This is a genomic window from Nocardiopsis sp. M1B1, from assembly GCF_052466615.1.
In genome coordinates, this window is record NZ_CP196194.1 from 1,445,945 (window position 1) to 1,472,560 (window position 26,616).

Annotated in this window: 25 protein-coding genes; 14 read left to right on the forward strand and 11 right to left on the reverse strand. The window is 69.1% G+C overall.

The window, feature by feature from the left end; translation table 11 throughout:
* Nucleotides 1-183 precede the first annotated feature (183 nt).
* On the forward strand, nucleotides 184-1,299 hold the full coding sequence (locus tag ACSTA4_RS06435; protein WP_444962761.1) for a lactonase family protein: 1,116 nt from the start codon (nucleotides 184-186) through the stop codon (nucleotides 1,297-1,299).
* 173 nt (nucleotides 1,300-1,472) lie between these two features.
* Here ACSTA4_RS06435 and ACSTA4_RS06440 read toward each other — a convergent pair whose 3' ends face one another.
* Together ACSTA4_RS06440 and ACSTA4_RS06445 are read right to left on the reverse strand one after the other, a co-directional pair.
* Complete coding sequence (locus ACSTA4_RS06440; RefSeq protein ID WP_444962762.1) at nucleotides 1,473-1,826, reverse strand: hypothetical protein; 354 nt, start codon at nucleotides 1,824-1,826, stop codon at nucleotides 1,473-1,475.
* 97 nt (nucleotides 1,827-1,923) lie between these two features.
* Nucleotides 1,924-2,385, reverse strand: coding sequence for a Panacea domain-containing protein (locus ACSTA4_RS06445; RefSeq protein WP_444962763.1), 462 nt, complete (start codon nucleotides 2,383-2,385; stop codon nucleotides 1,924-1,926).
* Nucleotides 2,386-2,816: 431 nt separating this feature from the next.
* On the opposite strand from ACSTA4_RS06445, the gene ACSTA4_RS06450 reads away from it, so the two are divergent.
* The 3 genes from ACSTA4_RS06450 to ACSTA4_RS06460 all read left to right on the forward strand — a co-directional run bounded on the left by ACSTA4_RS06450 (nucleotide 2,817) and on the right by ACSTA4_RS06460 (nucleotide 7,859).
* Nucleotides 2,817-4,043 carry a Gfo/Idh/MocA family protein gene (locus tag ACSTA4_RS06450; RefSeq protein ID WP_444962764.1) on the forward strand — a complete coding sequence of 409 codons (1,227 nt, stop codon included), beginning with the start codon at nucleotides 2,817-2,819 and terminating at the stop codon, nucleotides 4,041-4,043.
* Nucleotides 4,044-4,177: 134 nt separating this feature from the next.
* The gene (locus ACSTA4_RS06455; protein ID WP_444962765.1) at nucleotides 4,178-6,643 is read left to right on the forward strand and encodes an N-6 DNA methylase; all 2,466 of its coding nucleotides are present in this window, start codon (nucleotides 4,178-4,180) and stop codon (nucleotides 6,641-6,643) included.
* Complete coding sequence (locus ACSTA4_RS06460) at nucleotides 6,636-7,859, forward strand: restriction endonuclease subunit S (RefSeq protein ID WP_444962766.1); 1,224 nt, start codon at nucleotides 6,636-6,638, stop codon at nucleotides 7,857-7,859. The genes ACSTA4_RS06455 and ACSTA4_RS06460 overlap by 8 nt, the downstream gene beginning before the upstream one ends.
* 55 nt (nucleotides 7,860-7,914) lie before the next feature.
* Here the strand turns inward: ACSTA4_RS06460 and ACSTA4_RS06465 are convergent, their stop codons facing one another.
* From ACSTA4_RS06465 to ACSTA4_RS06475, 3 genes are read right to left on the reverse strand one after another with little or no spacing between them, the layout of a single operon-like run.
* Entirely contained in the window at nucleotides 7,915-8,208 is a 294-nt protein-coding gene (locus ACSTA4_RS06465) for a hypothetical protein (protein ID WP_444962767.1), read from the reverse strand.
* Entirely contained in the window at nucleotides 8,205-8,432 is a 228-nt protein-coding gene (locus ACSTA4_RS06470; protein WP_444962768.1) for a hypothetical protein, read from the reverse strand. Before ACSTA4_RS06470 ends, ACSTA4_RS06465 begins: the two co-directional genes overlap by 4 nt.
* Nucleotides 8,429-8,926 carry an ATP-binding protein gene (locus tag ACSTA4_RS06475; RefSeq protein WP_444962769.1) on the reverse strand — a complete coding sequence of 166 codons (498 nt, stop codon included), beginning with the start codon at nucleotides 8,924-8,926 and terminating at the stop codon, nucleotides 8,429-8,431. Before ACSTA4_RS06475 ends, ACSTA4_RS06470 begins: the two co-directional genes overlap by 4 nt.
* A gap of 251 nt (nucleotides 8,927-9,177) precedes the next feature.
* On the opposite strand from ACSTA4_RS06475, the gene ACSTA4_RS06480 reads away from it, so the two are divergent.
* The 3 genes from ACSTA4_RS06480 to ACSTA4_RS06490 all read left to right on the forward strand — a co-directional run bounded on the left by ACSTA4_RS06480 (nucleotide 9,178) and on the right by ACSTA4_RS06490 (nucleotide 13,823).
* A complete protein-coding gene (locus ACSTA4_RS06480; protein ID WP_444962770.1) occupies nucleotides 9,178-9,975 on the forward strand; it encodes a helix-turn-helix domain-containing protein in 798 nt (265 codons plus the stop codon).
* Nucleotides 9,956-10,153 (forward strand): DUF397 domain-containing protein, encoded by a 198-nt coding sequence (locus tag ACSTA4_RS06485; protein WP_444962771.1) that lies wholly within the window; start codon nucleotides 9,956-9,958, stop codon nucleotides 10,151-10,153. Before ACSTA4_RS06480 ends, ACSTA4_RS06485 begins: the two co-directional genes overlap by 20 nt.
* Before the next feature lie 163 nt (nucleotides 10,154-10,316).
* Complete coding sequence (locus tag ACSTA4_RS06490; RefSeq protein ID WP_444962772.1) at nucleotides 10,317-13,823, forward strand: type I restriction endonuclease subunit R; 3,507 nt, start codon at nucleotides 10,317-10,319, stop codon at nucleotides 13,821-13,823.
* Between the two features lie 3 nt (nucleotides 13,824-13,826).
* Here the strand turns inward: ACSTA4_RS06490 and ACSTA4_RS06495 are convergent, their stop codons facing one another.
* Complete coding sequence (locus ACSTA4_RS06495) at nucleotides 13,827-14,552, reverse strand: M48 family metallopeptidase (RefSeq protein ID WP_444962773.1); 726 nt, start codon at nucleotides 14,550-14,552, stop codon at nucleotides 13,827-13,829.
* 202 nt (nucleotides 14,553-14,754) lie between these two features.
* Here ACSTA4_RS06495 and ACSTA4_RS06500 point away from each other — a divergent pair, with 202 nt between their 5' ends.
* The 5 genes from ACSTA4_RS06500 (at nucleotide 14,755) to ACSTA4_RS06520 (ending at nucleotide 19,446) form a co-directional block, all read left to right on the forward strand.
* A complete protein-coding gene (locus tag ACSTA4_RS06500; protein ID WP_444962774.1) occupies nucleotides 14,755-16,185 on the forward strand; it encodes a collagen-binding domain-containing protein in 1,431 nt (476 codons plus the stop codon).
* A gap of 223 nt (nucleotides 16,186-16,408) precedes the next feature.
* Complete coding sequence (locus tag ACSTA4_RS06505; protein ID WP_444962775.1) at nucleotides 16,409-17,041, forward strand: biotin transporter BioY; 633 nt, start codon at nucleotides 16,409-16,411, stop codon at nucleotides 17,039-17,041.
* On the forward strand, nucleotides 17,041-17,721 hold the full coding sequence (locus ACSTA4_RS06510) for an energy-coupling factor ABC transporter ATP-binding protein (RefSeq protein WP_444962776.1): 681 nt from the start codon (nucleotides 17,041-17,043) through the stop codon (nucleotides 17,719-17,721). The genes ACSTA4_RS06505 and ACSTA4_RS06510 overlap by 1 nt, the downstream gene beginning before the upstream one ends.
* Nucleotides 17,718-18,332 carry a CbiQ family ECF transporter T component gene (locus ACSTA4_RS06515; protein ID WP_444962777.1) on the forward strand — a complete coding sequence of 205 codons (615 nt, stop codon included), beginning with the start codon at nucleotides 17,718-17,720 and terminating at the stop codon, nucleotides 18,330-18,332. Before ACSTA4_RS06510 ends, ACSTA4_RS06515 begins: the two co-directional genes overlap by 4 nt.
* Nucleotides 18,333-18,465: 133 nt before the next feature.
* The gene (locus tag ACSTA4_RS06520) at nucleotides 18,466-19,446 is read left to right on the forward strand and encodes a serine hydrolase (RefSeq protein WP_444962778.1); all 981 of its coding nucleotides are present in this window, start codon (nucleotides 18,466-18,468) and stop codon (nucleotides 19,444-19,446) included.
* Nucleotides 19,447-19,520: 74 nt separating this feature from the next.
* Here the strand turns inward: ACSTA4_RS06520 and fabG are convergent, their stop codons facing one another.
* A complete protein-coding gene (gene fabG, locus ACSTA4_RS06525) occupies nucleotides 19,521-20,261 on the reverse strand; it encodes a 3-oxoacyl-ACP reductase FabG (protein ID WP_444962779.1) in 741 nt (246 codons plus the stop codon).
* Between the two features lie 340 nt (nucleotides 20,262-20,601).
* On the opposite strand from fabG, the gene ACSTA4_RS06530 reads away from it, so the two are divergent.
* Together ACSTA4_RS06530 and ACSTA4_RS06535 are read left to right on the forward strand one after the other, a co-directional pair.
* On the forward strand, nucleotides 20,602-21,099 hold the full coding sequence (locus tag ACSTA4_RS06530; RefSeq protein WP_013151573.1) for an ATP-binding protein: 498 nt from the start codon (nucleotides 20,602-20,604) through the stop codon (nucleotides 21,097-21,099).
* A gap of 249 nt (nucleotides 21,100-21,348) precedes the next feature.
* On the forward strand, nucleotides 21,349-22,197 hold the full coding sequence (locus ACSTA4_RS06535) for a helix-turn-helix domain-containing protein (RefSeq protein WP_444962780.1): 849 nt from the start codon (nucleotides 21,349-21,351) through the stop codon (nucleotides 22,195-22,197).
* Between the two features lie 233 nt (nucleotides 22,198-22,430).
* Here ACSTA4_RS06535 and ACSTA4_RS06540 read toward each other — a convergent pair whose 3' ends face one another.
* The 4 genes from ACSTA4_RS06540 to ACSTA4_RS06555 all read right to left on the reverse strand — a co-directional run bounded on the left by ACSTA4_RS06540 (nucleotide 22,431) and on the right by ACSTA4_RS06555 (nucleotide 26,557).
* A complete protein-coding gene (locus tag ACSTA4_RS06540) occupies nucleotides 22,431-22,664 on the reverse strand; it encodes a DUF397 domain-containing protein (RefSeq protein ID WP_013151575.1) in 234 nt (77 codons plus the stop codon).
* A gap of 443 nt (nucleotides 22,665-23,107) precedes the next feature.
* Nucleotides 23,108-24,196, reverse strand: a complete 1,089-nt coding sequence (locus ACSTA4_RS06545; protein WP_444962781.1) for a metal ABC transporter substrate-binding protein — start codon at nucleotides 24,194-24,196, stop codon at nucleotides 23,108-23,110.
* Between the two features lie 209 nt (nucleotides 24,197-24,405).
* The gene (locus ACSTA4_RS06550; protein WP_013151577.1) at nucleotides 24,406-25,077 is read right to left on the reverse strand and encodes a potassium channel family protein; all 672 of its coding nucleotides are present in this window, start codon (nucleotides 25,075-25,077) and stop codon (nucleotides 24,406-24,408) included.
* A gap of 28 nt (nucleotides 25,078-25,105) precedes the next feature.
* Entirely contained in the window at nucleotides 25,106-26,557 is a 1,452-nt protein-coding gene (locus tag ACSTA4_RS06555; protein WP_444962782.1) for a TrkH family potassium uptake protein, read from the reverse strand.
* Nucleotides 26,558-26,616: the final 59 nt, after the last annotated feature.

Genomic DNA, 26,616 nt, shown 5'->3' on the forward strand with positions numbered 1-26,616 from the left:
CCGTGCGCTTGCACGCGGTCCATGAACTCAGGTCCTGACAAGCCTAGCCTCGGGTGCGGAAGGAAGGAGAGTTCGACAATCCGAGCCGGTACCAGGGCACCAGGGCACCAGGGCCAAGGCGGAACAGACACGCCGGGCGATAGCATGCCGCTGGTGGTGTAGACCACCTTCGGTACATGCGCGATGAGAACGGGGTTCCCGGTGGGCGAATCGGCGGACAGCTCGGTGGACGGCAAGCGGCTCCTGCTGGTGGGCACCTACACCCCCGACTCCGACCCTCCCGGGGAGGGCGAGGGGATCTACCGCGTCTGGTTCGACCCCATGACCGGCGAGATGACCGACGGCGGCACCGCCGCCCGCACCCCGGGCCCCTCCTTCCTCGCCTTCCGCGAGGACCCGCCCACGGTGTACGCGGTCAACGAGCGGGAGAAGGGCACCGTCACCGCCTTCCGGATCGACGGCGGCGCCGGGCTCAGCGAACTGGGCCAGTCCCCGACCGGCGGCGGGTCGCCCTGCCACGTGCTCGCGCGCGGCTCCGAACTGGCGGTGACCAACTACGCCAACGGAGTGGCCACGCTGTACGCCCTGGCTGAGGACGGCTCCCTCGACGGAACGGTGGCGGAGTTCGCGCACTCCGGAAGCGGCCCGGTCACCGACCGCCAGGAGGGGCCGCACGCGCACAGCACCGCCGCCCCCGACGACCGCCACCTGCTGGTGGCCGACCTGGGCACCGACGAGCTGCGCATCCTGCGCGGCGGCGAGGAGGTCGGCGCCGTCGCCCTGCCGCCGGGCACCGGTCCCCGGCACACGGCCGTCCGCGGCGAGTACCTCTACGTGGCGGGCGAGCTGGACTCGCGCGTGCACGTCCTGCGCTGGAACCCGGGCACCGGTACCGCCGAGCACCTGGGCTCCGTCGAGGCCACCGGCGAGGAGGCCGCGGGCGCGAACTTCCCCGCGGAGATCCTCACCAACGGCGACCACGTGTACGTGTCCAACCGGGGCGCGGACACGATCGCCACCTTCGCCGTCCGCGACGGCGGCGCCCGCCTGGAGCACGTCGCCGACACCCCGGCCGGAGGGCCGTGGCCGCGCAACTTCACCGTCGTGCGCGGACACCGCGACGAGCCCGACCACCTGGTCGTGGCCGCCCAGAACGGCGACTCGCTGGCCGCGCTGCTCCTGGACCCCGACACGGGCATCCCCGCCGACACCGGCCACCGGCTGCGCCTGCCCGTCCCCGTGTGCGTGCTCCCGGTCCCGATCACCCGGATCCGCCGTTCCGGGGCCGTGACTGCCTGACGGCTCACACGTAGTCCTCGAACCGGAAGGGGACGGTCTCCTCGTCGGCGCGGGCGTCGATGGCCGCGCTGTCAGCGGTGTCCTCCAGCCCTACCGGGCACACCGCCTCCGGCTCCGGGGCTCGGCCCCGGAGCCGCCGCTGGTCGCACCGGGGCCGAGGGCGTTCGCTCCGTTCAGGTGTGCTTCTTCGCGCTCGGCCAGATGGCGTGTTCGGGGTCCCAGAACACGACGTGGAAGACGTTCTCGTCGACGAATCCGTACAGTCTGCCGGGCCCGTTCATCCTCAACCGGGAGATCCTGGTCTGATCCGCCAGCCGCAGGTGCTCCAGGCGTTCCTTGGCCTGCTTGTTCGGCAGTCCTTCCAGGTCGTAGCTCTTCGCGAGACCGCCGCTCTGGTGGAAGAGCTCGCGGACACTCATCCGTTCGAAGTCCCACAGTTTCCTCAGTAGGTCGCAGAGGTCCTCACCCGCGACCTCCGAGAACCCCCACGGTCCCTCGTGGTCGACGTGCTCGAACCGCCAGCACATGCGCTCATGGGAGCTGTCGGCCTGGGGAAGCCGGTCGGGGTTGGGCGGGCTCTTGCCCGGAGGCGGGGCAGGCGCGGGGGCCTTCTTCCTCCCGCCCCTACCCTTGGGCGCTGTCGGCCGCCGTGAGCGCGTCGAAGTACTCGTGGAGGTCGTTCTCCGCCAGAGGCTCGGTGCTCCGTTCGAGTCCTTCGGCACCAGCCCGCTGGCGTGCGCGCAGCCAGGGCGGCTCGCGGTGGGTCATCGCGGACAGCTGGTGTGCACTGAAGCTCTGGAGCGAGCCCAGGACCAGGTCGACGGACTCCCGCTCACCGGGGTCCAGGGCTTCGGGATCGCCCTCGATGTCCTCGGGCGCCACGGAGAACAGGCCGCGGTGACGCGCGTACAGGGCGGGGGCGACCGGGCCGTTGGCCCAGGCCTCGAAGCGCTCGGGGAACAGCGGGCGCTCCTCCCAGGCCAGGTGGTAGCCGTAGGAGTAGTAGCACAGCTTCTGGAGCTTCATCGCGCTCATGGCGCCCAGGCGGTCGAGGATGTACCGGGCGACGTCGGTCACGTTGGCCATGCCACTCCCTCCCAGTCCTCGTGTGGGCCGGGAACGCGGTCTTCTCGCACGTCAACGGCTCTTTTCGATCATACGTGTGGTGTTTCGCGGGGGTCTATGAACCCGAGGTGCGATCAGCCTAACCTTTCGGTCCGACCCTGATCCGGGAAAGGCACCTACCGCCCGTGTTCCGTCCGGTGGCGGGGCGGCGGCCGCGCTCCTCAGCTCGCCTCCACCTGATGGAACACGGCCGCAGTCTGACAGGTCCGGTGTTCGGGGTCCGGGGTCCGGAGTCCGGGCGGAGGTTTTCGGCCGGAGCGGATCGGCGAACGCGGACGAACCGGAGCACAGGGGTCGCCGGAAGCGGCAGGGCCCCGATGCGGTTCCCTTGCTGGCAGGGCCCTGGGTGGAAAGCCGGGGGCCGGAGCGCCCGTCGCGAAGGAGGACGAACAGTGGACCAACGGGAGCAACGGGAGCAGGGGACCCGGCGCGGTGCCAGGACCGGGTACACGGTCGGGATCATCGGGTGCGGCAGCATGGGGGAGCGCCACGCCAGGGCGTTCATCGCGACCGGCCGCCTGGAACCGTGTCTACGCGTCACCTACCTCTGCGACCGGGACAGCGCGCGAGCGCACCGGGTCGCCGACCTGTTCACCCGGGCCGGTCTCCCGCGTCCCTTCGTCACCGGGCGGGTCGAGGACCTGCTGGCCGACGAGGGTCTCGACTCCGTCGACGTCGTACTGCCGACATCGGCGCACCACGACGTCTGCGTCCGGGCGTCGCGGGCCGGAAAGCACGTCCTGGTGGAGAAGCCCCTGGCGCTCGACGTGGAGCAGGCCGCGTCGATGGTCGGCGCGGCCGAGCGAGGCGGCCGCGTGCTGTCCGTGGCGGAGAACTACCGGCGCGTGGGCGCCAACCGCGCCCTGCGCGCCCTGCTGGACCGGTCGGACGGCGTCGTCTCCATGACCACCGACATCGTCTGCTCGCCGCTCCACGACGCCCGGCACAACGCCGCGGACTGGTACGCCGACCCCGACACCGCCGGGTCCTACCTCGCCCACGAGATGGGCGCGCACGAGATGAACCTCGTCCGCTTCCTCCTGGGGGAGGTCGAGTCCGTCCACTGCGTTGCCCGCTTCTCGTCGAGCGAGCCCTCGCGTGATCCGCGACGGGCCACGGGACTGTTCGCGACGCTGACGTGCGCGTCCGGCGCGGTCGCGCAGCTGAGCCTGCGCTCCTGCGACCACGAGCCGCCGGGCGGGTCCAGGCGGATCGTCCTGGCCGACGGCGGCCACGTCCTCAGCCGGGCGTGGGAGGTCTGGGACGGCTGGTACCGGGGCCGCGACGGTACGCGCACCACGACGGACGAGGTCCTCGCCGACCTCACTGCCCTCACCGCTCGCACGGGCGAAGCGGGAAACGGTAGGGGGTCGTCCGACCCCGCGCTCAGGCACGAACCGGTCCGGCCGCTCTTCGCCAGGGACGACGTGTCGCGCAGCGGGGTCGCGTCCGCCGTCCACGAGTTCGCGCGCGCCGTCGCGGGTGTACGCGAACCCGAGATCGACGGCGCGGACGGGATGCGCACCCTCGCCCTGTGCGAGTCCCTGATCCTCTCGGCGCGCACCGGAGTCCCGGTGGCGCCGATGGACCTCCTCGCGTCCGTGTCCCGCAGGGTGTGACCGCCGAGCCGCGAGGCGGAATGAGCCTGTGACCAGGGGCTCGGCAGGACCTGTTCGAGCCTCGCCAGTGCGCCTCTAGTCTGGTGTTCCGTGCCCGTACGTCTTGGGGGCGGAACACGTCAAGAGGGGACCCGGTGGCAACGCACTCCAAACTCACCCTGCCGCAGCTGGAGCGGCACCTGTTCTCGGCGGCCGATATCCTGCGCGGTCGGATGGACGCCTCCGAGTACAAGGAGTACATCTTCGGGATGCTGTTCCTGAAGCGTGCCTCCGACGAGTTCGCCGACCACCAGGCCCAGGTGGTGGCGGAGCTGGTGGAGGCGGGCCACGGCCGGGAGGAGGCCGAGGAGCTCGCCGAGGACTCCATGTTCTACACCGACGTGTTCTTCGTCCCCGCCGAGGCGCGCTGGGAGCGCCTGCGCGACGAGGTGCACACCAACGTCGGCAGTGAGCTCAACAAGGCCCTGTCCGCGTTGGAGGAGGAGAACCACGACCTTGAGGGCGTGGTCCAGCACATCGACTTCAACGCCACCATCGGCAAGACCCGCCTGTCGGACCGCTCGCTGCGAGACCTGATCAAGCACTTCAACCGCTACAGCCTGCGCGACGCCGACTTCGAGTTCCCCGACCTTCTCGGGGCGGCTTACGAGTACCTCATCGGCCGGTTCGCCGACTCGGCGGGCAAGCGCGGCGGCGAGTTCTACACCCCGCGCGCGGTGGTGCGGATGATGACCCGTCTCACCGATCCCCAGGAGAGGGAGAGCGTCTACGACCCCTGCGCGGGGTCGGGCGGAATGCTCATCATGGCCAAGCGGCACATGGAGGAGCGGGGACGCGACCCCCGCAATCTGCGCCTGGCCGGGCAGGAACTCAACGGCGGCTCCTGGTCGATCTCCAAGATGAACCTGCTGCTGCACGGCATCCCCGACGCCGAGCTGCACAACCAGGACACTCTCCTGCTTCCCCTACACCGCACCGAGGGCAGGCTGGACCGCTTCGACGTGGTGCTGTCCAACCCGCCCTTCTCCCAGGTCTTCCAGGGGGCCGAGGCCGAGTTCCCCGAGCGCTACCAGTGGGGGAGGGTCAAGGACGGCGCCAAGAAGGCCGACCTGATGTTCCTCCAGCACATGGTGTCGGTGCTGCGCAGCGGCAGCGGTCGCGGCGCCACCGTGATGCCGCACGGTGTGCTGTTCCGCGGTGGCGAGGAGCGGGTCATCCGCAGTGCCCTGTTGGAGGACGACTGCATCGAAGCCGTCATCGGTCTGGCGCCCAACCTGTTCTACGGCACCGGTATCCCCGCGTGCGTGATCGTCTTCCGGGCTCCCCACAGCAAGCCCGCCGAGCGTCGGGGCAAGGTGCTGTTCGTCAACGCCGACCGGGAGTTCAAGGCCGGGAAGGCGCAGAACCACCTGCTTCCCGAGCACACCGAGAAGATCCTCTACGCCTACACCAACTTCGCGGAGATCCCCGGTTACTCGCGTGTGGTCACCCGTGAGGAGCTGGGCGAGAACGACGACAACTTCAACATCCGCCGGTATGTGGACAACGCCCCGCCGCCGGAACCGCACGACGTGTACGCCCACCTGCACGGGGGTGTTCCGGAAGCCGAGATCACCGACCGGGCCGAGGTCTTCCAGCGGATCGGGTTCAGTTCCGACGCGGTACTCGTGTCGCGTGAGCCTGGTGCGGATGGTGACCACGGTCCCTACCGCGATTTCGCCGAAGGGCTGACGCGGGCTGATCTGGCCGACCGCGTCGCCGACGATCCCGGTGTGCACGCCCGGCGCGACGAGCTGTTCAAGGCGATGAGGAAGTGGTGGGAGGACCACGGGCATCTCCTTGTCGCTCTGCCGGAGACCAAGGGGCTCATGTCGGTGCGTCGGGAGCTGATCAACAGCTTCGTCGAGGCGCTGGAACCGGTGGGTTCGCTCGATCGGTTCGAGACCACAGGTGTCATCGTGCGCTGGTGGGAGGCCGTGCAGTACGACCTGCGGACTCTCTCGGAGAATGGTTTCGGTGGGGTTCTCGATGGGTGGATCACCACGATTGAGGACGGCCTAGAGGCCACGCCGCCGAAGGATCCGGCAGAGCATCCGTTGACAGTGGAGCTGATCCCTGAGCACCTGGAGAAGCTAGCCGATGCTGAGCAGAGGTTTTCGGAACTGGACGCCCGGGTGAAGGCCGCGACCCCTGAGTCACTTGAAGCCGAAAGTGAGGACGGCGACGAGGCGGACAGTGCCGGTGATGACGCGGAGCCGGACGCGAATGCGTTGAGCGAAGCCGAGCTCAAGAAGCTGAAGAAGGAACGCACCGACGCCAAGAAGAAGGTCAAGGGTCTTCGCGGAGATCTGATCGCGGCTTTGCAGATGGCTAGGCAGACGCTTGATGAGGATGCGGAAAAGCGGTATGTCATGCAGCTCGCGGAACGCCGGTTGAAGGGCGAACTGGAGGAGTACACGCTCCAGCAGCGGCGTGAGACCGTGGCCGCGCTGGAGAACTGGTGGGACAAGTACCAGACGTCGCTCGCACAGATTGAGACGCGCAGAGAAGAGGCAGAGCTGAAGCTGGATGGATTCCTGAAGGAGCTGGGCTATGCATGACGAATTGGAACTTGTTCCTTTCTCTGACCTGGTAGAGGTCAATCCCCATACGAAGCTTCCGTCAAGCGGGTCGTGCTCATTTCTAGGAATGTCGGATGTGACGGATGATGGTCGGATTGCTTCGTTGCATGTGAGGGATGTCAAGGGAGCTTCAGGGTACACTGCATTCCAGGATGGTGACGTCCTTTTTGCGAAGATCACTCCTTGCATGGAAAACGGCAAGGGTGCTCGTGTTGACGAGTTGGTATCTGGCTTCGGGTTTGGAAGTACGGAATTCCATGTCCTTCGTCCTAGAGGTTCAGTTGATGGGCGGTTTGTGGAGTACTGGACTCAGTCTCGAAAGCTCCGCGGGGCAGCGGAAGCTTTTATGATTGGGTCAGCTGGTCAGCGGCGAGTTCTGGGAGATTTCTTCTTCAGGTACAAAATTCCTCATCTTCCATTGGCTGAACAGTGCATGATTGCCGATGTGATAGATGGCATTGGTGATGCTATTTCTGTGAGCGAATCGACTGTTGGTAAGATAAAGGTAGCTAGATCTTCCATGGTTGGCTGGGAGCTGGATAAGGTTCGACAAGAGGGAGTCATTGGGGAAGGGTTGGCTAACCTGTCTTCGGAGGGTGGGATTTACCTGAAAACCGGCCCTTTTGGTTCTGCCTTGAAGGAAAGCGACTGGGTTGACCACGGTGTTCCAGTAATTACGATTGGCTCCCTTGGTGACGGGTGTTTCCTGAAGGATGACCTGCTATTTGTGAGTAGCAAGAAAGCTCACAAGCTTTCTGGGTATGCTGTCGATGTGGGGGATATTGTTTTCTCCAGAGTTGCTGATGTTGGTCGATCTGTCGTTGTTTCTAGCCAAGAGGCAGGATGGATTATTTCATCAAACCTCATGAGGATATCCTTGGATCCGAAGAAAGTCTTCCCGGGTTACTTCCACCTCCTTATCTCTAGAGATGACGAAGTTCGTAGTTCTCTTCGAAGGGAAGTAAACTCTGCGGGGCGGGATATTGTAAATGGACTTGCTTTGAAATCTGTTCTATTTCCCATTCCTCCTATGGGGAGACAGAAGGAGATTTTGTCGCTTGTCGCGTGCTATGACGAGCGGATTGCTGCGGAGCAGGCGCAGCTGGAGAAGTTGCGCAAGCTGAAGTCCGGGCTCATGGATGACCTGCTCACCGGGCGAGTCCGGGTGAACCAGCTCAAGGACCTTCCCGTCTGACTCCACCCCAGACACACGTGTGGCCCGGGAACACCAGCCCCCGGGCCACGGTCAGTTACCAGGTACTGCGCGGGCGCGGCCTGGGAGGCAGCAGCCACAGCGAGTGCCGCCGGGGCGGAGGAACCTTCGCCACCGGCCTGCTCGGCTGTACCTTCTCGATCTCCGCCGCCAATTCTCGGGCGCTGTCACCGCTCAGCATCACCATGCGGCCGGTGTGCGCCGCCCAGTACTGGCCGGTCGAGTTGCCGTGCCACACCGTCCACCCGCGCTTGCGGTAGGTGGCACGGAGACGGTTCAACTCCTGGGGGATGAGGGACCCCGGAAACTTCCGGGTCAGGACCGCGCTCATGCCGCACCGCCTTCCATGACCCTCAGGGCCTTCCGAAGCTCCTTGGCGCCTCCGCACACGACCAGTTCGGGCTGGCCGCTGGAGGTGGTTCGGGTACTCGTTGCCACGAGGCAGGGTCGGCCCTGACCTCCGCGCAGTTCGCAGATGAGGAAGTCGGGGAACTCCTCGCGCAACATCAGCACGACCGCGCTCGGCCTCACGTGGTAGCCCTCCACGGTGCTCACCGGCCCTTCCGGGGGAGGGGAACCACCGGGGCCAGCGGCTCAGGCACGTGCCATCGCAGTTCGAAGAACATCCCGGGTCCACGCAGGGACTGGAAGCGCCCCCAGCGCGAGGCGACGGCGTTCACCAGCAGCAGGCCGCGCCCGCTCTCGGCGTAGGCGTCGGGAGTGACGGCGCGGAGGCGTGGGGTCCGCCGGTAGGCGTCAAGGACTTCCACGCGCAGCCACCCATGGAAGAGGAACGCCCGGATGTAGAAGTCGCCGCGTCCCACGCTGTCGGTCGGGGCGTGCTGGACGTTGTTGGTGGCCAGCTCCGAGAGCAGGAGCAGAGCGTTCTCGGCGGTCTGCCCCGGGGCGTCTGAGAAGGCCAGCTTGCGCGCCAGCCAGTCCCGGGACTCCTTCACGCTCTCCGGACGCCCGACGAAGCGGAAGGAACAGCGCCGCAGCGGCAGGCGCCGTCGCGGTTCGGGGGTGTTGGGGGCGATACGGTTGGACATGGGTCCTCACCTGTCTGTCTCAGGTTGTGGGCCAAGGCCCTGGTTCGGTGTTTGCGCACCGTCCAGGGCCGCTTGTGTGAGTGCTGGGTTGTGTCCCGGCTTCACCTGGCCACAGTGACACGTCAGGTGCTCGAAAGTCCTGCATCGCCATCAGAAGTAGCTATTTGTAGAAAAGTGCAGCACGATGTGTCTTTCTGTGGTCAGCTGTAGTCATGCCTAGTGGTCGGAAGACAGTCGCGAAAGCGGCATTGGTGCAGTTTGGTAATGAGCTTCGGCGTCTACGGGGAGCGGCGGACCTGTCCCAGCGAGAGCTGGCCAAGGCAACGCTGGTCTCCTACCAGATGCTGGGCGCGATGGAGCGGGCGGAGCGTGCGCCGCGCAAGAGCTTCGCGGAGAAGGCGGATGAGGTGCTTGGTGCGCGTGGTGCTCTCATGCGTCTCTGGCCTGGTGGCCAGGAGGGATACCCGCAAGGGTTCAAGGAGTACGTGGAGCTGGAACAAGAGGCCAGGGCCATCCACGACTTTCAGACACAGGCCGTTCCTGGGTTCTTCCAGACTCGGGACTACGCGAGGGCCGTCCTGAGTGCAGGTTGGCCGCCTACTGATGGCGAGGAGGTTGAGCGCTTGCTCGACACTCGTGTCGCTCGCCAGCAGATGTTGGAGCGGGAACAGCCGCCATTGATGTGGTCGGTGCTCGATGAGAGTGTCCTGCGGCGCCCTGTGGGAACCCGTGATGTGATGATCGCTCAGCTTGGGCATCTGCTTGAGCTGGCAGCAAGGCCTCGTATCCGCCTTCAGGTCCTGCCCTTCGCCAAGGGGGCGCACTCGGCGATGGACGGCTCCTTTGCTGTTCTGGACATGAGCGGTGGCGAGCACCTGGCCTACGCCGAGATCCCTGGCAGCGGCCGTGTAACCGCTGATACCGACGAGGTGGAACAATACACGTTGCGCTTCGGGGTGCTGCGTTCGATGTCCCTCTCTCCGGACGAGTCCGTTGACTTCATCTCCCGCTACAAGGAGGCACACAGCCATGGAATCGACCCCTTCTAACTGGCACAAGTCCAGCTACAGCGGCAACCAGGGAGGTCACTGTGTTGAGGTGGCCGACACGAACAGGGCAGTCCACGTCCGCGACACCCAGAACCGCGCCCTCGGGCACTTGTCCTTCCCCAACTCCGACTGGGGCGCGCTCCTCTCCTCCCTGCGCGGAGGCGGCACAGGCGAGTAGCCACCGGGTTCCCGGTGACCCTGGCCGGTTGGCCGGTTCCGGTCGTGAGATGGTGGCCTTCGGGAGTGCCGAAAACACCGGCGTCTGACACTGGCTGATGGCAGAATCGGGACGACACAGACAAGTCGCCCGCTCTGACTGACACCAGCCATGAAAGGTGCCCATGAGCGCTCCCGAGGGCCGTTCCCCCCACCCCTCCGGTTCCCCCGCCGATGCCACCCCCCACGGCGCGAGTCCCGCGGCCCCCACCGGGCCCGAGTGGGAGCTGACCGAGAAGCCCCTTCTCGACCAGCTCACCGCCATGGGTTGGACCCCGCGCCAACTGGCGGACGGAGAGGAACGCACCTCACGCCGGGACGTGATCCTGGAGGACACCCTCAAGGCCGCTCTACGCCGCATCAATACCGACGACCAGGGCCGCGAGTGGCTCGACGAAAGCCGCCTTGACCAGGCCGTCAGCGCCCTCACCCGCCCCCGCAGCCGCACCCTCATCGAGATCAACGAGGAACTCACCGCCCTCCTGCTCACCGGCACCGAGGTGGACGGCGTCGAGGGCTGGCAGGGCGGGCGCCGCCAGAGCGTGCGCTACATCGACTTCGACAACCCCGAGCGCAACGACTTCCACGCCGTGCGCCAGTTCGTTGTCGACGGGCCCGGCGCCGACCGGCGCGGCCGGATCGTTCCCGACCTCGTCCTGTTCGTCAACGGCATCCCCCTCGTGGTCATCGAGGCCAAGAGCCCCGACGTCCACGAACCCATGGCCCAGGCCATCGACCAGCTGCGCCGCTACGCGGGCCAGCGCTCGGAAGTGAGCATCCCCGAGGGCAACGCGCGCCTGTTCCACACCAACCAGTTCGTCGTGGCCGCCTGCGGCACCAACGCCCGCGCCGCCGGGTTCACCGCCGGACCCGAGCACTTCGCCGAGTGGAAGACCACCGAGCCCCGCACCCCCGAGGAGGTCGCCGCCGAGCTGGGGTTGTCCGACCCCGACCAGGTCAACGGCCAGCAGCGGCTCGCCGCCGGGATGCTGCGCCCGTCGATCCTGCTGGACCTGGTCCGCCACTTCACCCTGTTCATGGACACCGGCGGCCGGATGGTCAAGGTCGTCGCCCGCTACCAGCAGTACCGGGCGGTGCGCCGCTCCGTCCACCGCATGCTCACCGAGCCCACCCGGCTCCAGGACGGCGAGTTCGACCGCCGGGGCGGCATCGTCTGGCACACGCAGGGGTCGGGCAAGAGCCTGACGATGGTCTTCCTGGTGCGCGCGATGCGCTCCGAGCCCGGCCTGGTCGGCTTCAAGGTCGTGGTCGTCACCGACCGCACCCAGCTCCAGACCCAGCTGTCCAGAACCATGGCCCTGACCGGCGAGAGCGGCGAGACCATCGCGAAGGTGGAGGAGCTCGCGCCCACCCTCGCCATCCGGGGTAAGGGCCTGTACTTCGCCATGATCCACAAGTACCGGGGTGAGTCGGACGCTCCCACCGGTTCTGCGGGTTCCACCAGCAAGGCCACCGAGCCTCCTGAGTCCACTGGGCCTACCGAGTCCATCGCGTCCGCTGAGACGGAGAAGACCGGCGAGACCAGTGATGCCGACCAGGCCGACCCGTGGGAGACCGAAGAGACCGAGGAGGCGGAGACCGGGAAGCGCAAGGAGGCACACGTGCCCACCCTCGGCGTCCTGGACGACTCCCCGGAGATCCTCATCCTCGTGGACGAGGCCCACCGCTCCCACACCTCGAAGCTGCACGCCAACCTCATGGCCGCGCTGCCCAACGCGGTGAGGGTCGGCTTCACCGGCACGCCCATCATCATGGGCGACAAGGAGCGCTTCACCGGCCGCATCTTCGGTCAGTTCATCGACTCCTACACCATCAGGCAGTCCGAGGAGGACGGCGCCACCGTCCCGATCGTCTACGAGGGCCGCACCGCGCGCGCCCACGTGCGCGACGGCGAGGGCCTGGACGGCCTGTTCACCGACATGGTCGACCTCACCCCCGAACAGCGCGAGGAGCTCAAGAAGCGCTACGGCACCAAGAACGCCGTCCTGGAGGCCGAGGAGCTGATCAGCGCCAAGGCCGCCGACATGTTCGCCCACTACGTGGACACCATCCTGCCCAACGGGTTCAAGGCCCAGGTCGTGGCCGTGTCCCGCCGGGCCGCCGTCCGCTACCAGGCCGCCCTGCTCAGCGCCCGCGACGCCTTCGTCGCCGAGCTCGACCGGCTCCCCGGGGACCTGCGCACGCCCGAGGCCGTCGAGGCCGCGCAGACCGACCTGGTCCGGGGCACGCGCGCCCCCCGCACCGCCCGCCTCGTGCGCGCCCGGCCCCACCGCGACCTCGTCGCCCGTCTGGACGCCGCCGCCGTCATCTCCGCCAGCCACAACGACAGCGCCGACTGGCGCGGGTGGACTCGCCCGTCCGCGCAGGACCAGCGCATCGAGGAGTTCAAGAAGCCCCTGCCCGTGGCGGAGGGCGCACCGGCCGACGAGACCAGCACGCTCGCCTTCCTCACGGTCAACGCGATGCTGCTCACCGGCTTCGACGCTCCCAACGAGCAGATCCTGTACCTGGACCGGCACCTGAAGCAGGCCGAGCTCCTCCAGGCCATCGCCCGCGTCAACCGCACCGCCTCCGGCAAGGGCGTGGGCTACGTCATCGACTACTACGGCGTCTCCCGACACCTGTCCGAGGCCCTCAAGGCCTACGCCGCCGAGGACATCGAGGGCGCCCTGTCCAGCATCCGCGACGAGGTGCCGCTGCTGCGCGACCGTCGCGAACGGGTCCGCCGGGTGTTCACCGGCCGGGGCCTGGACCGGTTCGACACCGACGAGGCCCGGGAGGAGTGCGTCCAGCTCCTGGCCGACGACGGCGTGCGCCACGAGTTCCGCACCGCGCTCAAGGCCTTCAACCGCAGCATGGAGACGGTGCTGCCCCGGCCCGAGGCACTGGAGTTCGTCCCCGACGCCAGGGACTTCGGCACCGTCGACGCCCTGGCCCGCGCCCGCTACCGGGAGGGCGGGGGCTTCGACCCCTCTCTCTACGGCGGCAAGGTCCGCGAGCTCATCGACCAGCACGTGCACGTCCACGACGTGCGCGGCCGGATCGCGCCCGTGGCCATCACCGACGTGGACTTCGACGCCAGGGTGGACGCCCTGACCAGCGACCGGGCCAGGGCCTCGGAGATGGAACACGCGCTGCGCCACCACATCAGCGAGAACCTCGACCTGGACCCCGAGCTCTACGGCGGCTTCGCCGAGCGCCTGGAGCACATCATCTCCGCCATGGACGGAAACTGGGACGAGATGGTGCGCGGCCTGAGCCAACTCAGGGCGGAGGTCCTCACCGGACGTCGGGGAGACGACGACACCGGGCTGACCCCCGACCAGAGGCCCTTCTACGAGCTGATCAAGGGACAGCTGGAAGGCGAGTCGGAGCTGGAGGAGGAGCTGCGCGTAATGCTGTGCGAGCTCACCGTCGAGATCATCGACCTGATGCGGACCGAGCTGCACCGGGAGGGCTACAACGCCTCGCGCTCCGAGAAGCTCGGCAAGGAGGTCGCGATGCGCCTCTTCCGCGCCAGGGGAGACGGTGGCCCGGTCTTCGGCCTGTCCGGGGCCAAGACACTGGCGCCGCAACTGGTCAGACTCGCCGAGTTCCGTATGGGGAGGTGACCCTCAGCCCAGCCACACCTGCCCGCCCAGGAACGCGAGCCGCTCCCGACGGCGTTCGTGGTCGGGCACGGCGGTACGCACCAGGTCCCAGAACCCGGGGGAGTGGTCCCGCACCGCCACGTGGGCGAGTTCGTGTGCCAGGACGTAGTCGACGACGGGGGGCGGCAGCTGCATGATCGCCCAGTGCAGGTTCAGTCTGCCGCCCGCACCGAGCGAACCCCAGCGGTGGCCGAGGTCGCGCACGTGTACTCCGGCCGGGTGCAGCGCCATCCGCGCCCGCCAGGGACGCAACCGGGACGGCAGCCACAGCTTCGCCCGCTCCCGGTACCAGGCGGCCATGGCCGCCGCCGGGTCCGGGCCGTAGGCCACGGCCGGGTGCATGCGGATGCGGCCGCCGTTGAAGTGGACGCGCTCGACCTCGTCGGTGACCTTGAGGCGATAACGCCGCCCCAGGTAGTCGAACCCCTCGCCGGAAACGAACTCGCGCGGCGGCTGGCGGGAGAGCAGCACGTCCTTGTCGGCGAGCTTGTCGCGCACCCAGCCGCGCTTGCGCCGAGCCCAGCTCTCGACCCGCTCCCAGGCGATGTCCTCAGGGACGTGCAGCAGCAGCGTTCCGTCCCGGTCCACGGTGATACCCACGGTCCTGCGCCGCGACGACGGGCGGACCCGGAAGGTCAGTTCGTCGAGGACGAGCTGGTCGGGGACTCGGTCGGTCAGGGTCGCGGGCACGCCCACCAGGCTAGACCCTTGCGTCGACTTCTCCGGGACGGCGAGCCGCACACCGCGCCGAGCCGAGCGGCTGCGGTTCTGCGTGGGTACGACTCTCGGAACGGACCGGCCCTGTACCCGCTGATGGGGAACCGCTGACGTTTTCCCCTCGCCCCCGTCGTGCCTTCCCATTTCCGGGTCATGGCATAGTCACAATGTGTGCATGATTGATAACGCACAGCATGCACGTCGGTCGGCCGTCAGGGGAGCGGGCCGGACCTTCCTGGTCACGGCCGCCACCCTGGCCCTGGCCGCGGGCACGATGTCGGCCGCGCCGGGGTTCCGGGGCTGGTGGGGCCCGGCCCCCGCCGCCGCGGCGGTCACGGTCAACCCCGTCGCCCCCGCGCTCGGCTTCAACGCCATCTCCGAGGGCGACACCTACCTGGCCGGAACCGAGTCCGAGGGCCCGATCGCGGTCGGCGGCGACCTGTCCTTCGGCCGCGACTACCGGGTGCGCATCCACAACGACGGCACCTTCACCGACACGGGGGAGAGCAACCCCGTGGCGCTGCTGGTCCAGGGTGAGGTGGACTTCGACGACAGCGATCCGCAGGGCGTGCTCAGCATCCCCACGGGCGCCTACGTCAAGATCGGCGACCTCGACGACGCCGAAGTCTTCACCACCGACCTCAACAACGCCTCGGCCAACACCCGGATCGTCCCCCAGGGCGCCGGTTACGAGGGCTATCCGCGGGTCCAGCTCAGCACCATGCAGCCCGCCGACTCGGTGGGACCGCACCCGGACCTGATCGACTTCGAGGAGGCCTTCTCCGCCTTCCGCTCCTACTCGTCCGGGTTCGCGCTCTGCTCCACCACGGCCACGCTGACCACCCCCAACGGCGACCCGATCGACCCGGACGCCATCCCCGAGGGGGCGGACCTGCACGTCAGCCTCACGCCCGGAGAGCAGAACGTCCTCAACATCACCGCCGAGGAACTGAACTCGCTCTCCCAGCTGACCTTCGACGACCAGCCCAGCCAGGACACCCCGCTGATCATCAACGTCGACACCTCGGGCGTCGGCGGCGACTTCACGTGGGAGGGCCCCACCGGTGCCGGGTTGAGCTCCTCCACGGCCCCCTACACCCTGTGGAACTTCTCCGACGCCCGGACGGTCACCATCCCCGTGGGCACCGACACCATCGAGGGCACCGTCTACGCCCCGAACGCCGCGGTCAACCACTACTCCTCGGCCAACATCGAGGGAACGGTGGTCGCCCGCGAGTTCACCCAGGACGTGGGCGGCCCGCGTGAGAGCCAGCGCGACACACGCGTCATCCGGCCCTTCGAACTGCACTACCACCCGTTCGACGCCGAGCTGACCACGTGTGACGCCGGTCCGTCGCCGGACCCCGATCCCACGCCCGACCCGGACCCGACGCCGGACCCGGACCCCACGCCTGACCCCGACCCGACGCCCGACCCGGATCCCACGCCTGGCCCCGACCCGGACCCGACGCCCGGTCCCGATCCCGACCCCGGTCCGGACCCCACGCCCGGTCCCGACCCCGACCCGGAGCCCGGACCTGACCCGGACCCGACGCCTGGCCCCGACCCGGAGCCCGGTCCCGACCCGGCCCCGGGCTACCGGTAGGGGACACCGGACGACCGGGGACACCGGTCGCCCGGGCCCGACCCCTCCGGGGAGGCCGCGCGGGTCCGCGGGGCGGGGGAGCCCCGCCCTGTGACACGCGTCTCAGGCGACCCCCTACAAGGCCGGGGCCCGCAGAACTGTGCGCCCCGGCCTTCGTCCTGGTCACCGCCATAACGGACAATGGGCAAAGATCCGCCTCCACGACCTCCCGAGGGAAACGCCCATGCCCACGACCAGGACCGACATCCGTCACAGGGGTCTGACCGCCCGCGACCTCGCGCTCATCGCCGTGTTCGCCGGGCTCATCGCCGCCCTCAGCGTCACGGTCGCCATCCCGCTGCCGTTCTCGCCGGTGCCCATCACCCTCCAGACCCTGGGCGTCATGCTCGCCCCCAGCCTCCTGGGCTGGAAGCGCGGCCCCCTCGCCGTGGCGGCCTTCATCGTGCTCGGTCTGGCCGGACTCCCGCTCTTCGCGGGCGGCATGGGCGGCGTCGGGGTCCTGGCCCGGCCCTCGGCCGGGTTCATCGTCAGCTGGGTCTTCGCCGCACTGGTCATCGGCCTGCTCACCGACCTCATGGTCCGCGGCACCCGGGGACGCTACCGGTTCTGGGCGGGCCTGGGGATCAACGTCGTCGGCGGCATCCTCGTCATCTACGCCATCGGCGTCCCCTGGATGGCCGTCGTCATGGGCGACGGGGTCCTGGCCGCCGCCTACTCCATGGTGGCCTTCCTGCCGGGTGACCTGGTCAAGGCCGTGGTCACCGCGCTCATCGCCAGCGCCGTCTACCGCGCCTACCCGATCCCGCCCGCCGGCCGCCCCGTCCTGGAGACCGCCACCGGCCGCGGGGAATCCTGATGCTGCGCCTGGAGGGCGTCTCCCACTCCTACGACGACCGCGCCGTGCTGCGCGACGTCACCCTCGACCTCGCCGAACACCGCATCGGCGTGATCGGGGCGAACGGATCGGGCAAGTCCACGCTCGCCCGCACCCTCAACGGCCTCGTCGTTCCCGACGAGGGCCGTGTGACGCTGGGGGAGTGGGACACCCGGCGCCACGCCAAGCGGATCCGGCGCCGGGTCGGCTTCGTCTTCTCCGACGCCGCCAACCAGATCATCATGCCCACCGTGGCCGAGGACGTGGAGATCGGCCTGCGCTCCCTGAAGCTGGGCCGCGAGGAGACCGCCCGCCGGGTGGAGTCGGCTCTGGTCCGCTACGGCCTCGACGGTCACCGCGACCACCCCGGCCACCTGCTCTCGGGAGGGCAGAAGCAGCTCCTGGCCCTGGCCTCGGTACTGGTCACCGAGCCCGAGGTGCTGGTCTGCGACGAGCCCACCACCCTGCTCGACCTGCGCAACACCCGCGCGGTGCACAGGACCCTGGACGGCCTGGAGCAGCAGGTCGTCCTGTTCACCCACGACCTCGACCTGCTCGACGGCTTCGACCGGGTGCTGGTCATGGACGCGGGGCGGGTGGTCTTCGACGGCGTTCCCGGCGACGCCGTGCGCCACTACACCAAGCTCATGGACGAGCGGTGAGCACGGTCGGCCTCTACGTCCCCGGTACCGGGTTCCTGTACCGGATCCCGGCCGGGGCCAAGCTCCTCGCACTGCTGCTGGCCGGTGTCGGCCTCGTCGTCTGGGCCGACCCCCGGGTCGCCGTCGGCGCCCTGGCCGCCGCGCTCGCGCTGCACCCGCTGGCCGGTCTCCCGCTGGGGCGGGCCTGGTCCGCGCTGCGCGCGCTGTCGCCGTTCCTGCTGGCCATCGGCCTGTTCCAGGTCCTGTTCGCGGACTGGCAGACGGCCCTGCGCCTGTGCGCGCAGCTGGCCGCGCTCGTCCTGCTCGCCAACCTCGTCACGCTCACCACCCGCGTGCGCGCGATGCTCGACCTCTTCGAGCGCATGGCCCGCCCGCTCAGGCACGTCGGCGCCAACCCCGACCGCGTCGCCCTCGTCCTGGCGCTCACCGTCCGCTCCATCCCGATGGCCGCCTCCGCCTGGCAGGCCGCGCGCGAGGCCTACCGCGCGCGGGGCCTGTCTGGCCGTCCCCACCTGCTCGTGGTCCCGGTCATCGTCCAGCTGCTGCGGATGGCCGACGCGACGGGGGAGGCCCTGGTGGCCCGCGGTATCGACGAGGACACCCGCCGCTGAGGATTCGCCCGCCGGGACGGACGAAAAGAGGGGACCGGGTACCGATTCGGTATCGAGATGTTCGTATTCGCGACATTTCACTGGATAATGGCGGTATCCCAGCCCACCCGCGTGTCAGCGAACCGGTGATAGCGTGCCCCGGCATCCCCCCGCCGACACCCGAGCCCGGTCCGTCGTCGTCGTGGCGGCCGTCCTCGCGGTGATCATGGCCTTCACCCTGCCCGGCGCCACCTCGGCCTCCGGGGCCGCGCCGCCCCGCCCGGACCCCGCGCTGTTCCGGTCCCCGGTCTCCGAGGACGCGTTCCCCCTGGTGCCCTTCGCGCCCGTCGGCGCGCCCGCCACCGGAGGGCAGGGGCTCACCCCCGCCCAGCGCGGGGAACTCACCGCGCGCGTTGAGGCGATCGGGGAGGAGCACCCGGCCGACTTCGCGGTCGCCGTGCAGGACCTGCGCACCGGGGCCACCTTCAGCCACGGCGCCAACCGGCAATTCCCCACCGCGAGCGTGGCCAAGCTGACCATCCTCACCATGCTGCTGCTGCGCGCCGAGGAGGAGGGCCGCGACCTCACCGGGGCCGAGCGCTCGCAGGTCTCGGCCATGATCCGCCACAGCGACAACGAGGTCACCGACGGCCTGTACTCGCGGATCGGGTTCACCGACGGCTTCGCCGAGGGCGCCGAGACCCTGGGCTTCACCAACACCGACCCCCACCCCGGCGGCAGGTGGGGCGCCACCATGACCACCGCCGCCGACCAGGTGCGGCTGCTGCGGGCCCTGTACTGCGACGGGAGCCCGCTGGCGGAGGAGGACCGGGCCTACGCGCGCGGGCTGATGGAGTCCGTCGCCGCCGAGCAGTCCTGGGGGGTCTCGGCCAGCGCCGGCCCCGACGACACCGTCGGCCTCAAGAACGGGTGGACCCCGCGCGAGGCCAACGGCGGCCTGTGGAACGTCAACAGCGTCGGCTACGTTGCCGGACCCGGCCGCGAGTACCTGATCGCGGTCCTGACCGACGGCAGCCCCGACTACACCACCGGCGTCGCCCTGGTGGAGGAACTGGCGACCACGGTCACGGCGGCGATGGAGGAGGCCCGCGCGGCCGGGGACCCGGACGGGTGACCGCCCCGGACCCTGGCCCGCGCACACGCGCGCCCCGCCCGGAGGGCTCCGGACGGGGCGCACGGGGTCGCGGGCTAGTCCAGCGGGCCGCCGGCGACGTAGAGGACCTGGCCCGACACGAACCCGGCCTCCTCACCGGTGAGGAAGGCGACGGCGTTGGCGATGTCCTCGGGCACGCCCACCCGGCGCACCGGGATCTCGGCCTCCTTGAAGGCCTTCATGTCCTCGTACTTGACGCCGATGCGCTCCGCGGTCGCCCTGGTCATGGCGGTCTCGATGAAGCCAGGCGCGACCGCGTTGCAGGTCACGCCGAACTTGCCCAGCTCGATCGCCAGGGTCTTGGTGAACCCCTGGAGTCCGGCCTTGGCCGCCGAGTAGTTGGCCTGGCCCCGGTTGCCCAGCGCGGAGGAGCTGGACAGGTTGACGATCCGGCCCCAGCCGCCGGAGGTCATGTGGGCCTGGGCGGCCCTGCTCATCAGGAACGAGCCCCGCAGGTGCACGTTCATCACGGTGTCCCAGTCCTCCACGGACATCTTGAACAGCAGGTTGTCGCGCAGGACGCCCGCGTTGTTCACCAGGATCGCGGGCGGACCCAGGCGCTCGGCCACGGTGTCGACGGCGGCGGTCACCTGGTCGGGGTCGGACACGTCGCAGCCCACGGCGAGGGCGGTGCCGCCCGCGGCGGTGACGCGGTCGACGACCTCCTGGGCGTCGGACTCCCTCAGGTCCAGCACGGCGACGGACCGGCCCTCGCGCGCCAGGCGCTCAGCGACGGCGGCACCGATCCCACGGGCCGCACCAGTCACGATGGCCACACGGGGCGTTGGTGACATGGGATTACCTCCAAGAGTTCGCGTGGTGGGCGCGAGGAGATCCTATCCACATGCCAACCGGTCGGTAGGTGGACGGGGTGCGTCCGGGACCGGTCCGCCCGCGGGTGGGCGGATTCGCGACGACCCGCGTCACGGGTCGGCCGAAGTCGTCTCCCCGTTTGCCTGCACATCGTCGGGGCTTGGCCTACGATTGCCTGCAAGACGAAGATGCACGTGCATTCGAGTCGTGCAGCAGCACGCGCCCGACCTGCACGCCGACACGGCCCGCCCCGGCCGTGTCACCGACGCCCACACAGCGGTGCGTCAGGGAGGAGTGGAAGGCATGGAGTGCGCTGAGGCGGTGGCCGACCCGGCCGGTGGCTGGTGGCTCAGGGTCCTGACGCACGGTTCCCGCCGCTGGAACACCCCCGTCTGCGGAGACCGGCACGACGCCGTCACGTGGAGCTTCGAGCCGCGCCCCCACTCGGTGGGGGCCGCGCGCGAGATTTCCGAGGCGCTTCTCCACGAATGGGAGATGCACTACTTGTCCAGCGATGTCGCGGTGGTCGTTTCGGAATTGGTCACCAATGCGCTCCGGCACGGTGGCCCTCTGCCCTTGACAGGGCAGAGCGAGGGCGGTATTCAGCTCTCGCTCATGCGCAGCGGCAGTGAATTCATCTGTGCGGTTCGTGACGGCGGAGACCGGCTGCCGGAGAGAAGGGAAACCGATCTCGACCTGGAGGGCGGTCGGGGGCTTGCCCTGGTGAGTGCTTTCGCGCGAGAGTGGGGTGTGATTCCCACGCCGCCCGGTGGAAAGTTCGTTTGGGCGCAATTCGTGTGAGTCCCGGGGTTCCCGCCGGGCGCCGCGCCGGATCACTCCCGGCGGCGGGGCCCTCCCCGGAGGTGCCGGGGGATCCGCCAGCGAGGCGAAGGCACCACTGCTCTATCGTTCTATCGTGTACCTGTAGTGTCTTGTCCGCACGGCAAAGGTGTCCCTTCACACGGATACCCTTGTGCGAGGAATGAGGGAGAGGCGGCGAACGTGGATATCGCTCGATTGCGCCAGGGGAGCGGCCCCACTGTGCGCCGCATGCTGATCGGGCACGAGCTGCGCCAGCTTCGCGAAGCGCGTGGTATCAGCCGAGAGGACGCCGGGAACAAGATTCGGGCATCGGCGTCGAAGATCAGCCGTATGGAACTCGGCCGGGTCGGTTTCAAGCTGCGCGATATCGAGGACCTCCTCAAGATGTACGGGGTCTCCGACCGCAAGAGGATCAAGGAAATCCTCGAAGTCGCGCGCGAATCCAACAAGCCCGGTTGGTGGAAGGAGTACGGGGAGTCACTGCACAAGTGGTTCATCCGCTACGTCGGCTTCGAGGAGGCCGCCGACCACATCCGCATCTACGAGTCCCAGTTCGTCCCTGGGCTGCTCCAGACCGAGGAGTACGCGCGGGCGGTCATCTCCGGCGGCGTGGAGACCGACGAGGTCACCGAGCAGCGCGTCGACGCCAGACTCAAGAGACAGCGGCGCCTGCGCACCGACACGAGCATGCGCATGTGGGTGATCCTCGACGAGGCGGCGGTCCGCAGACCCATCGGCGGCCCGGAGGCCGGGCCCGAGATCATGCGCGGTCAGCTGGAGTGGCTCATCCAGCTCAGCAAGGAGTACGACAACATCACGCTCCAGATCGTCCCCTTCGCGGTGGGCGCGCACGCGGCCGAGGCGGGGTCGTTCACGCTCCTGCGCTACTCGGAGTTCGAGCTCGCGGACATGGTCTACCTGGAGCAGCTCACCGACGGCGAGATCATCGACCGCAGGCCGGTGGTGGAGGCCTACACCAAGGCCATGACCCGGCTCAGCGTCGCCGCGGCCACGCCGGACGAGACGCTGGAACTGCTGGAGCAGATGTTGGAGGACCTGGACAAGGAAACCGGCTGAGCAGCGGCGTGGGACGGGAGGAGGGGACCCCGAACACGCTCCCAGGGATACGAGAGGCTCGCCGAGGCGGGCCTTTCCGGGTTTCGGGGCACGTGCGCGCACGCGGACGGCCCCGCGGTCGCGGAGCGGCCGGGGCACGGCGATCGGGCCGGTGCCCGAGGAAGGGGTCACCGCCGAGCGGTAACCCCTCCTGTGTGCGTCGGGGCGGAACGCGCCCGACGGGACGAAAGGCCCTAGCTGAGCAGGTTGTCGAAGTCCCCGTCCTTGGCGCCCAGGATGAGGCAGTCGATCTCCTCCTGGGTGTAGACCAGTGCCGGTCCGGATGGGAACCGCGAATTGCGTACGGCGATGGAGCCGTCGCCGAGGCGGGCCATCTCGACGCAGGCACCCTGCGAGTTGCTGCGCCGGGCCTTCTGCCAGGCCGCCTCGGTGAGCTGGGTCGCGGGGATGCCGTTGTGTGCGGTCATGCTGCTCCTTTTTTCCGTCGAGGGGAACGTCCGTGCTTATGCACTGCCACATGCACGTGCATTGGCACCGACACGTTCACAAGCATAGCGTGACCCCCGCCACTTGTCCGAGGGTTTGGTGGTATGTAAGCGCCATGTAACCCATGGCCTGCCCGTGTGTTGCGCCCACGTGTCCCGGGGGCTGTTTCGGTCGGGAGGCAAAGGCGGTCAGGACGCGCGGCTTCCTCTGACAGGGGAACAGGGGATCGAGAACACGCGGACATTCCGGGCCGCGGGGCGTGGGTGCGCGGGAGGCGCGGACACTCCTGTGCGCGGGTTCGCGAAGGCGCGGACACCCCGCCCGGTGGGAGAGCGGTGCGGGGAGGGAGCGGACACGCGTCGGCCCCGTCGGCCGGGGCGGGTGCCCGGGCCGACGGGGCCGGTGCGGTGGGACGCTGCGAGGGTCAGGAGCAGGACAGCGCGGTGGTCAGCGCCTCCAGGTTGCCCCGCATGATCGACGGGTAGTCGTCGCCGGGGGAGTCCTCGGTGACGCCCTCCAGCGGGTCGAGCACCTCCACCTGGGCGCCGGTCTCGGCGGCGATGGTCTCGGCGGTCGCCGCGGGCATCAGCGGCTCGGTGAAGATCGTCTCGATGCCGCGCTCGTTGACGACGTCGGTGATGGCCGCGATCTGCGAGGGGGAGGGCTCGGTCTCGGGGTCCACCCCGCTGACCCCGATCTGCTCCAGGCCGTAGGCCTCGGTCAGGTAGGTGAAGGCGGTGTGCCCCACGACCACCTCGTCGTGCTCGCAGGAGGACAGCCCCTCCTCGTACTCCTGGCCGATCGCCTCCAGTTCGGCGGTCACGGCCTCCACGCCCTGGGCGTAGCCGTCGGCGCCCTCGGGGTTGACCTCGGCCATCCGGTCGCCGAGCGCCTGGGCGGTCTGGGCCATCAGGTCCACGTCCAGCCAGAAGTGGGGGTCGTACTCGCCGTGGTCGTGCCCCTCCTCGGCGGCGGCCTCCTCCTCCGCGTGCGCTTCGTCCTCGCCGTGGCCGTGCTCGTCCTCGGCGTGGTCGTGGCCCTCCTCGCCGTGGCCGTGCCCCTCCTCGCCGTGCTCGTGCCCCTCCTCGGCGTGCCCGTCGCCTTCGGCGTGGTCGTGGCCGCCCTCCCCCGCCGGGTGCAGCTCCACGACGTCGGCGACGTTGAACGCGCTCTCGGCGGCCTCCTGCGTGATCGCCTCGTCCACGGCGGGCTGGAGGCCCTCCACGTAGAAGGCGATGTCGGACTCGCTGACCTCGGCGACCTGTCGGCCCGTCAGCTCCAGGTCGTGGGGCTCGGTGCCGGGCTCGGTGAGCTGGACGACCGCCACCCGGTCACCGCCGATCCGCTCGGCCAGCCACTCCAGGGGGTAGACGCCGGTGACCACGGTCAGGTCCGCGTCGGCGGGTGAGACACCCGAGTCGTCCGCCCCCTCGCCGCCGCTTCCGCAGGCGGTGATCGTCAGAAGTGTCGCGGCGCCGAGGGCGGCGGCCCGCACGGTTGTCCCAGTTCGCATGGGTCAATTGTCGGAAGAATGAAAACGGTTGTCAATTTGTCTGTTCGGAGCGGACCGCTCACGCGCCCCCGGAACCGCCGTCCGCGGGCACGGGGAGGGGGCGGTCGGACGCGGAACCCGGGGCGCAGCGCGGCGTCCCCGGTTCCGCGTCCGGCCGGTCTCCACCGCGCCCCGACGGCCGCGGCCGCCCGCCGCCGTGCGGGTCCGGCTCAGGTGGACTCGGAGAAGCGCTCCACGTCGTCGGTGCGCCCCGCGACCACGATCACGTCGCCCTTGTTCAGCACCGTCTCCTGGGTGGCATAGGTGAACTCCTCACCCATCCGCTTCACCGACACCACCGTGATCCCGTAGTGCTGGCGCACCCGCGTCTCGCGCAGCGTCTTGCCGATGAGCTCCTTGGGCGCCTTGGTCTTGCCCAGCGAGAAGCCCTCCTCCAGCTCCACGTAGTCGAGCATCCTGCCCGACAGCAGGTGCGCCACCCGCTCACCCATGTCGTGCTCGGGCAGCACCACGTGGGTGGCGCCGACCTGTTCCAGGATGCGGCCGTGGCGACGGCTCGTCGCCTTCGCCCAGATGTTGGACACTCCCATGTCCACCAGCAGGGAGGTGGCCAGGATGCTCTCCTCCAGGTGGGTGCCGATGGCCACCACCGCGCTGTGGAACTGGCCCGCGCCCACTTGGCGCAGCGCCTCCTCGTCGGTGGCGTCGGCGATCACCGTGTGCGTGAGCGCGTCGGCGAAGGACTGCACCAGCCGCGGGCTGGAGTCCACGCCCAGGACCTCCCACCCCCGGCTGACCAGCTCCAGGCCGAGCGAACTGCCGAACCGGCCCAGGCCGATGACCAGGACCCGCTTGTCGGTGAGTCTCCTGTGCTGCTGCACGGTGTCCCTTCCTTCCCTCGGAGTGCTCTCAGCCGATGATCGGCCGCGCCTCGGCGAGATCGTAGCGCCGGCGGTGGTCGCGGAAGGCCAACGCCGTCACGAAGGTGATGGGGCCGATCCGGCCCGCCACCATCAGCAGGGCCAGCAGGAACTGGGCCCACGGCGCCAGTTCCGCGGTGATGCCCGTGGACAGGCCGACCACGCCGACGGCCGAGACCACCTCGAACATCACCGGGAGCAGGTCGAACGGGGTGGTGCGCACCAGCACGACGGTGGTGAAGGCCACGACCGTCGCGGACAGGAACACCAGGCTCAGCGACTGCCGGATGGCCTCGGGCGACAGTTGGCGTCCGTAGACGTGCACCTTGTCGTTGCCGCGGACCTCGGCCGTCACCACCAGGAAGACCACCGCCAGGGTGGCCACCTTGATGCCCCCGGCCGTTCCGGCGCTGCCGTTGCCGACGAACATCAGCATGATCGTCACCAGCAGCGTGGCGTCTTCCATCTCCCCGGTGTCCACGGAGTTGAGGCCGCCGCTGCGCGGCATCACGCCGTGGAAGAAGCCGTCGACCAGCCGGGACCACCAGTGCATCTGCCCGAGGGTCTGGGGGTTGTTCCACTCCATCAGGGTGACCAGCAGGGCCCCGCCCACGAAGAGGATCGAGGTGGTGGTGACGGTGAGCTTGGTGTGCAGACTCCACAGGCGCGGGGTGCGCAGTTCGCGCCGCAGCTCCAGCAGGACGGGGAAGCCGATGCCGCCGAGGATCACCGCCAGGGCGATCGGCACCAGGATGAACGCGTCGCCGGAGAACCGCATCATGCTGTCCCCGTACAGGGAGAGCCCGGCGTTGTTGAAGGCCGAGATCGAGTGGAAGAAGCCCGAGTAGGCGGCCTCCCCGAGCGTCATGTCGTAGCCCAGCCACAACCTCGGCGTGATCAGCAGGAACGTCAGGCCCTGGCAGATGAGGAAGATCAGGGCCACCCGGCTGACCAGGCCGCGCACGTCTCCCACCCACATGCTCCGGGTCTCGGTCTGCACGGTCAGCTGCATGCGCAGTCCGAACCGGCGGATCATCGCGGTGCCCAGCAGGGAGGCCAGGGTCATGATGCCCATGCCGCCCACCTGCATGAGCGCCAGGACCACCCCCTGGCCGAATGCGTTGAGGTCGTTGCCGATGCTGACCACGCTCAGCCCGCACACCGAGAGCGCCGAGGTCGCGGTGAAGAAGGCCTCGACGAACCCCAGCCCCCGGTGGTCGGGCGTGGTCAGCGGGGTCATCAGCAGCGCCGTGCCCATCAGGTCCACGACCACGTAGGCCATGAGGAACACGCGCGCGGGCTGGCGCCACGTGCTGGCCTCGCGGGTGGTGCTCAGTTCCCGGCGCAGTTTGTACGACAGCCTCGCCGCCCTGAGCGGCAGGAGTGAGCCGCGCAGTCTGCGCAGGGAGCGCAGTCCCGCTCTCAGCCGGTTCTCGCTCATCGCTGACCGCGGGTCGGGAAGGGTGCCACGGTGTCTCCTTAGACGTTCCTGGGCGCGGG

Excerpts from the sequence above, each read along its gene's own strand:
- ACSTA4_RS06435 (WP_444962761.1), top strand. The coding sequence starts at position 184 with ATGAGAACGGGGTTCCCGGTGGGCGAATCGGCGGACAGCTCGGTGGAC.
- ACSTA4_RS06440 (WP_444962762.1), bottom strand. The coding sequence starts at position 1,826 with ATGTGCTGGCGGTTCGAGCACGTCGACCACGAGGGACCGTGGGGGTTC.
- ACSTA4_RS06445 (WP_444962763.1), bottom strand. The coding sequence starts at position 2,385 with ATGGCCAACGTGACCGACGTCGCCCGGTACATCCTCGACCGCCTGGGC.
- ACSTA4_RS06460 (WP_444962766.1), top strand. The coding sequence starts at position 6,636 with ATGCATGACGAATTGGAACTTGTTCCTTTCTCTGACCTGGTAGAGGTC.
- ACSTA4_RS06465 (WP_444962767.1), bottom strand. The coding sequence starts at position 8,208 with ATGAGCGCGGTCCTGACCCGGAAGTTTCCGGGGTCCCTCATCCCCCAG.
- ACSTA4_RS06475 (WP_444962769.1), bottom strand. The coding sequence starts at position 8,926 with ATGTCCAACCGTATCGCCCCCAACACCCCCGAACCGCGACGGCGCCTG.
- ACSTA4_RS06485 (WP_444962771.1), top strand. The coding sequence starts at position 9,956 with ATGGAATCGACCCCTTCTAACTGGCACAAGTCCAGCTACAGCGGCAAC.
- ACSTA4_RS06490 (WP_444962772.1), top strand. The coding sequence starts at position 10,317 with ATGAGCGCTCCCGAGGGCCGTTCCCCCCACCCCTCCGGTTCCCCCGCC.
- ACSTA4_RS06500 (WP_444962774.1), top strand. The coding sequence starts at position 14,755 with ATGATTGATAACGCACAGCATGCACGTCGGTCGGCCGTCAGGGGAGCG.
- ACSTA4_RS06505 (WP_444962775.1), top strand. The coding sequence starts at position 16,409 with ATGCCCACGACCAGGACCGACATCCGTCACAGGGGTCTGACCGCCCGC.
- ACSTA4_RS06510 (WP_444962776.1), top strand. The coding sequence starts at position 17,041 with ATGCTGCGCCTGGAGGGCGTCTCCCACTCCTACGACGACCGCGCCGTG.
- ACSTA4_RS06530 (WP_013151573.1), top strand. The coding sequence starts at position 20,602 with ATGGAGTGCGCTGAGGCGGTGGCCGACCCGGCCGGTGGCTGGTGGCTC.
- ACSTA4_RS06535 (WP_444962780.1), top strand. The coding sequence starts at position 21,349 with ATGCTGATCGGGCACGAGCTGCGCCAGCTTCGCGAAGCGCGTGGTATC.
- ACSTA4_RS06540 (WP_013151575.1), bottom strand. The coding sequence starts at position 22,664 with ATGACCGCACACAACGGCATCCCCGCGACCCAGCTCACCGAGGCGGCC.
- ACSTA4_RS06545 (WP_444962781.1), bottom strand. The coding sequence starts at position 24,196 with ATGCGAACTGGGACAACCGTGCGGGCCGCCGCCCTCGGCGCCGCGACA.
- ACSTA4_RS06555 (WP_444962782.1), bottom strand. The coding sequence starts at position 26,557 with ATGAGCGAGAACCGGCTGAGAGCGGGACTGCGCTCCCTGCGCAGACTG.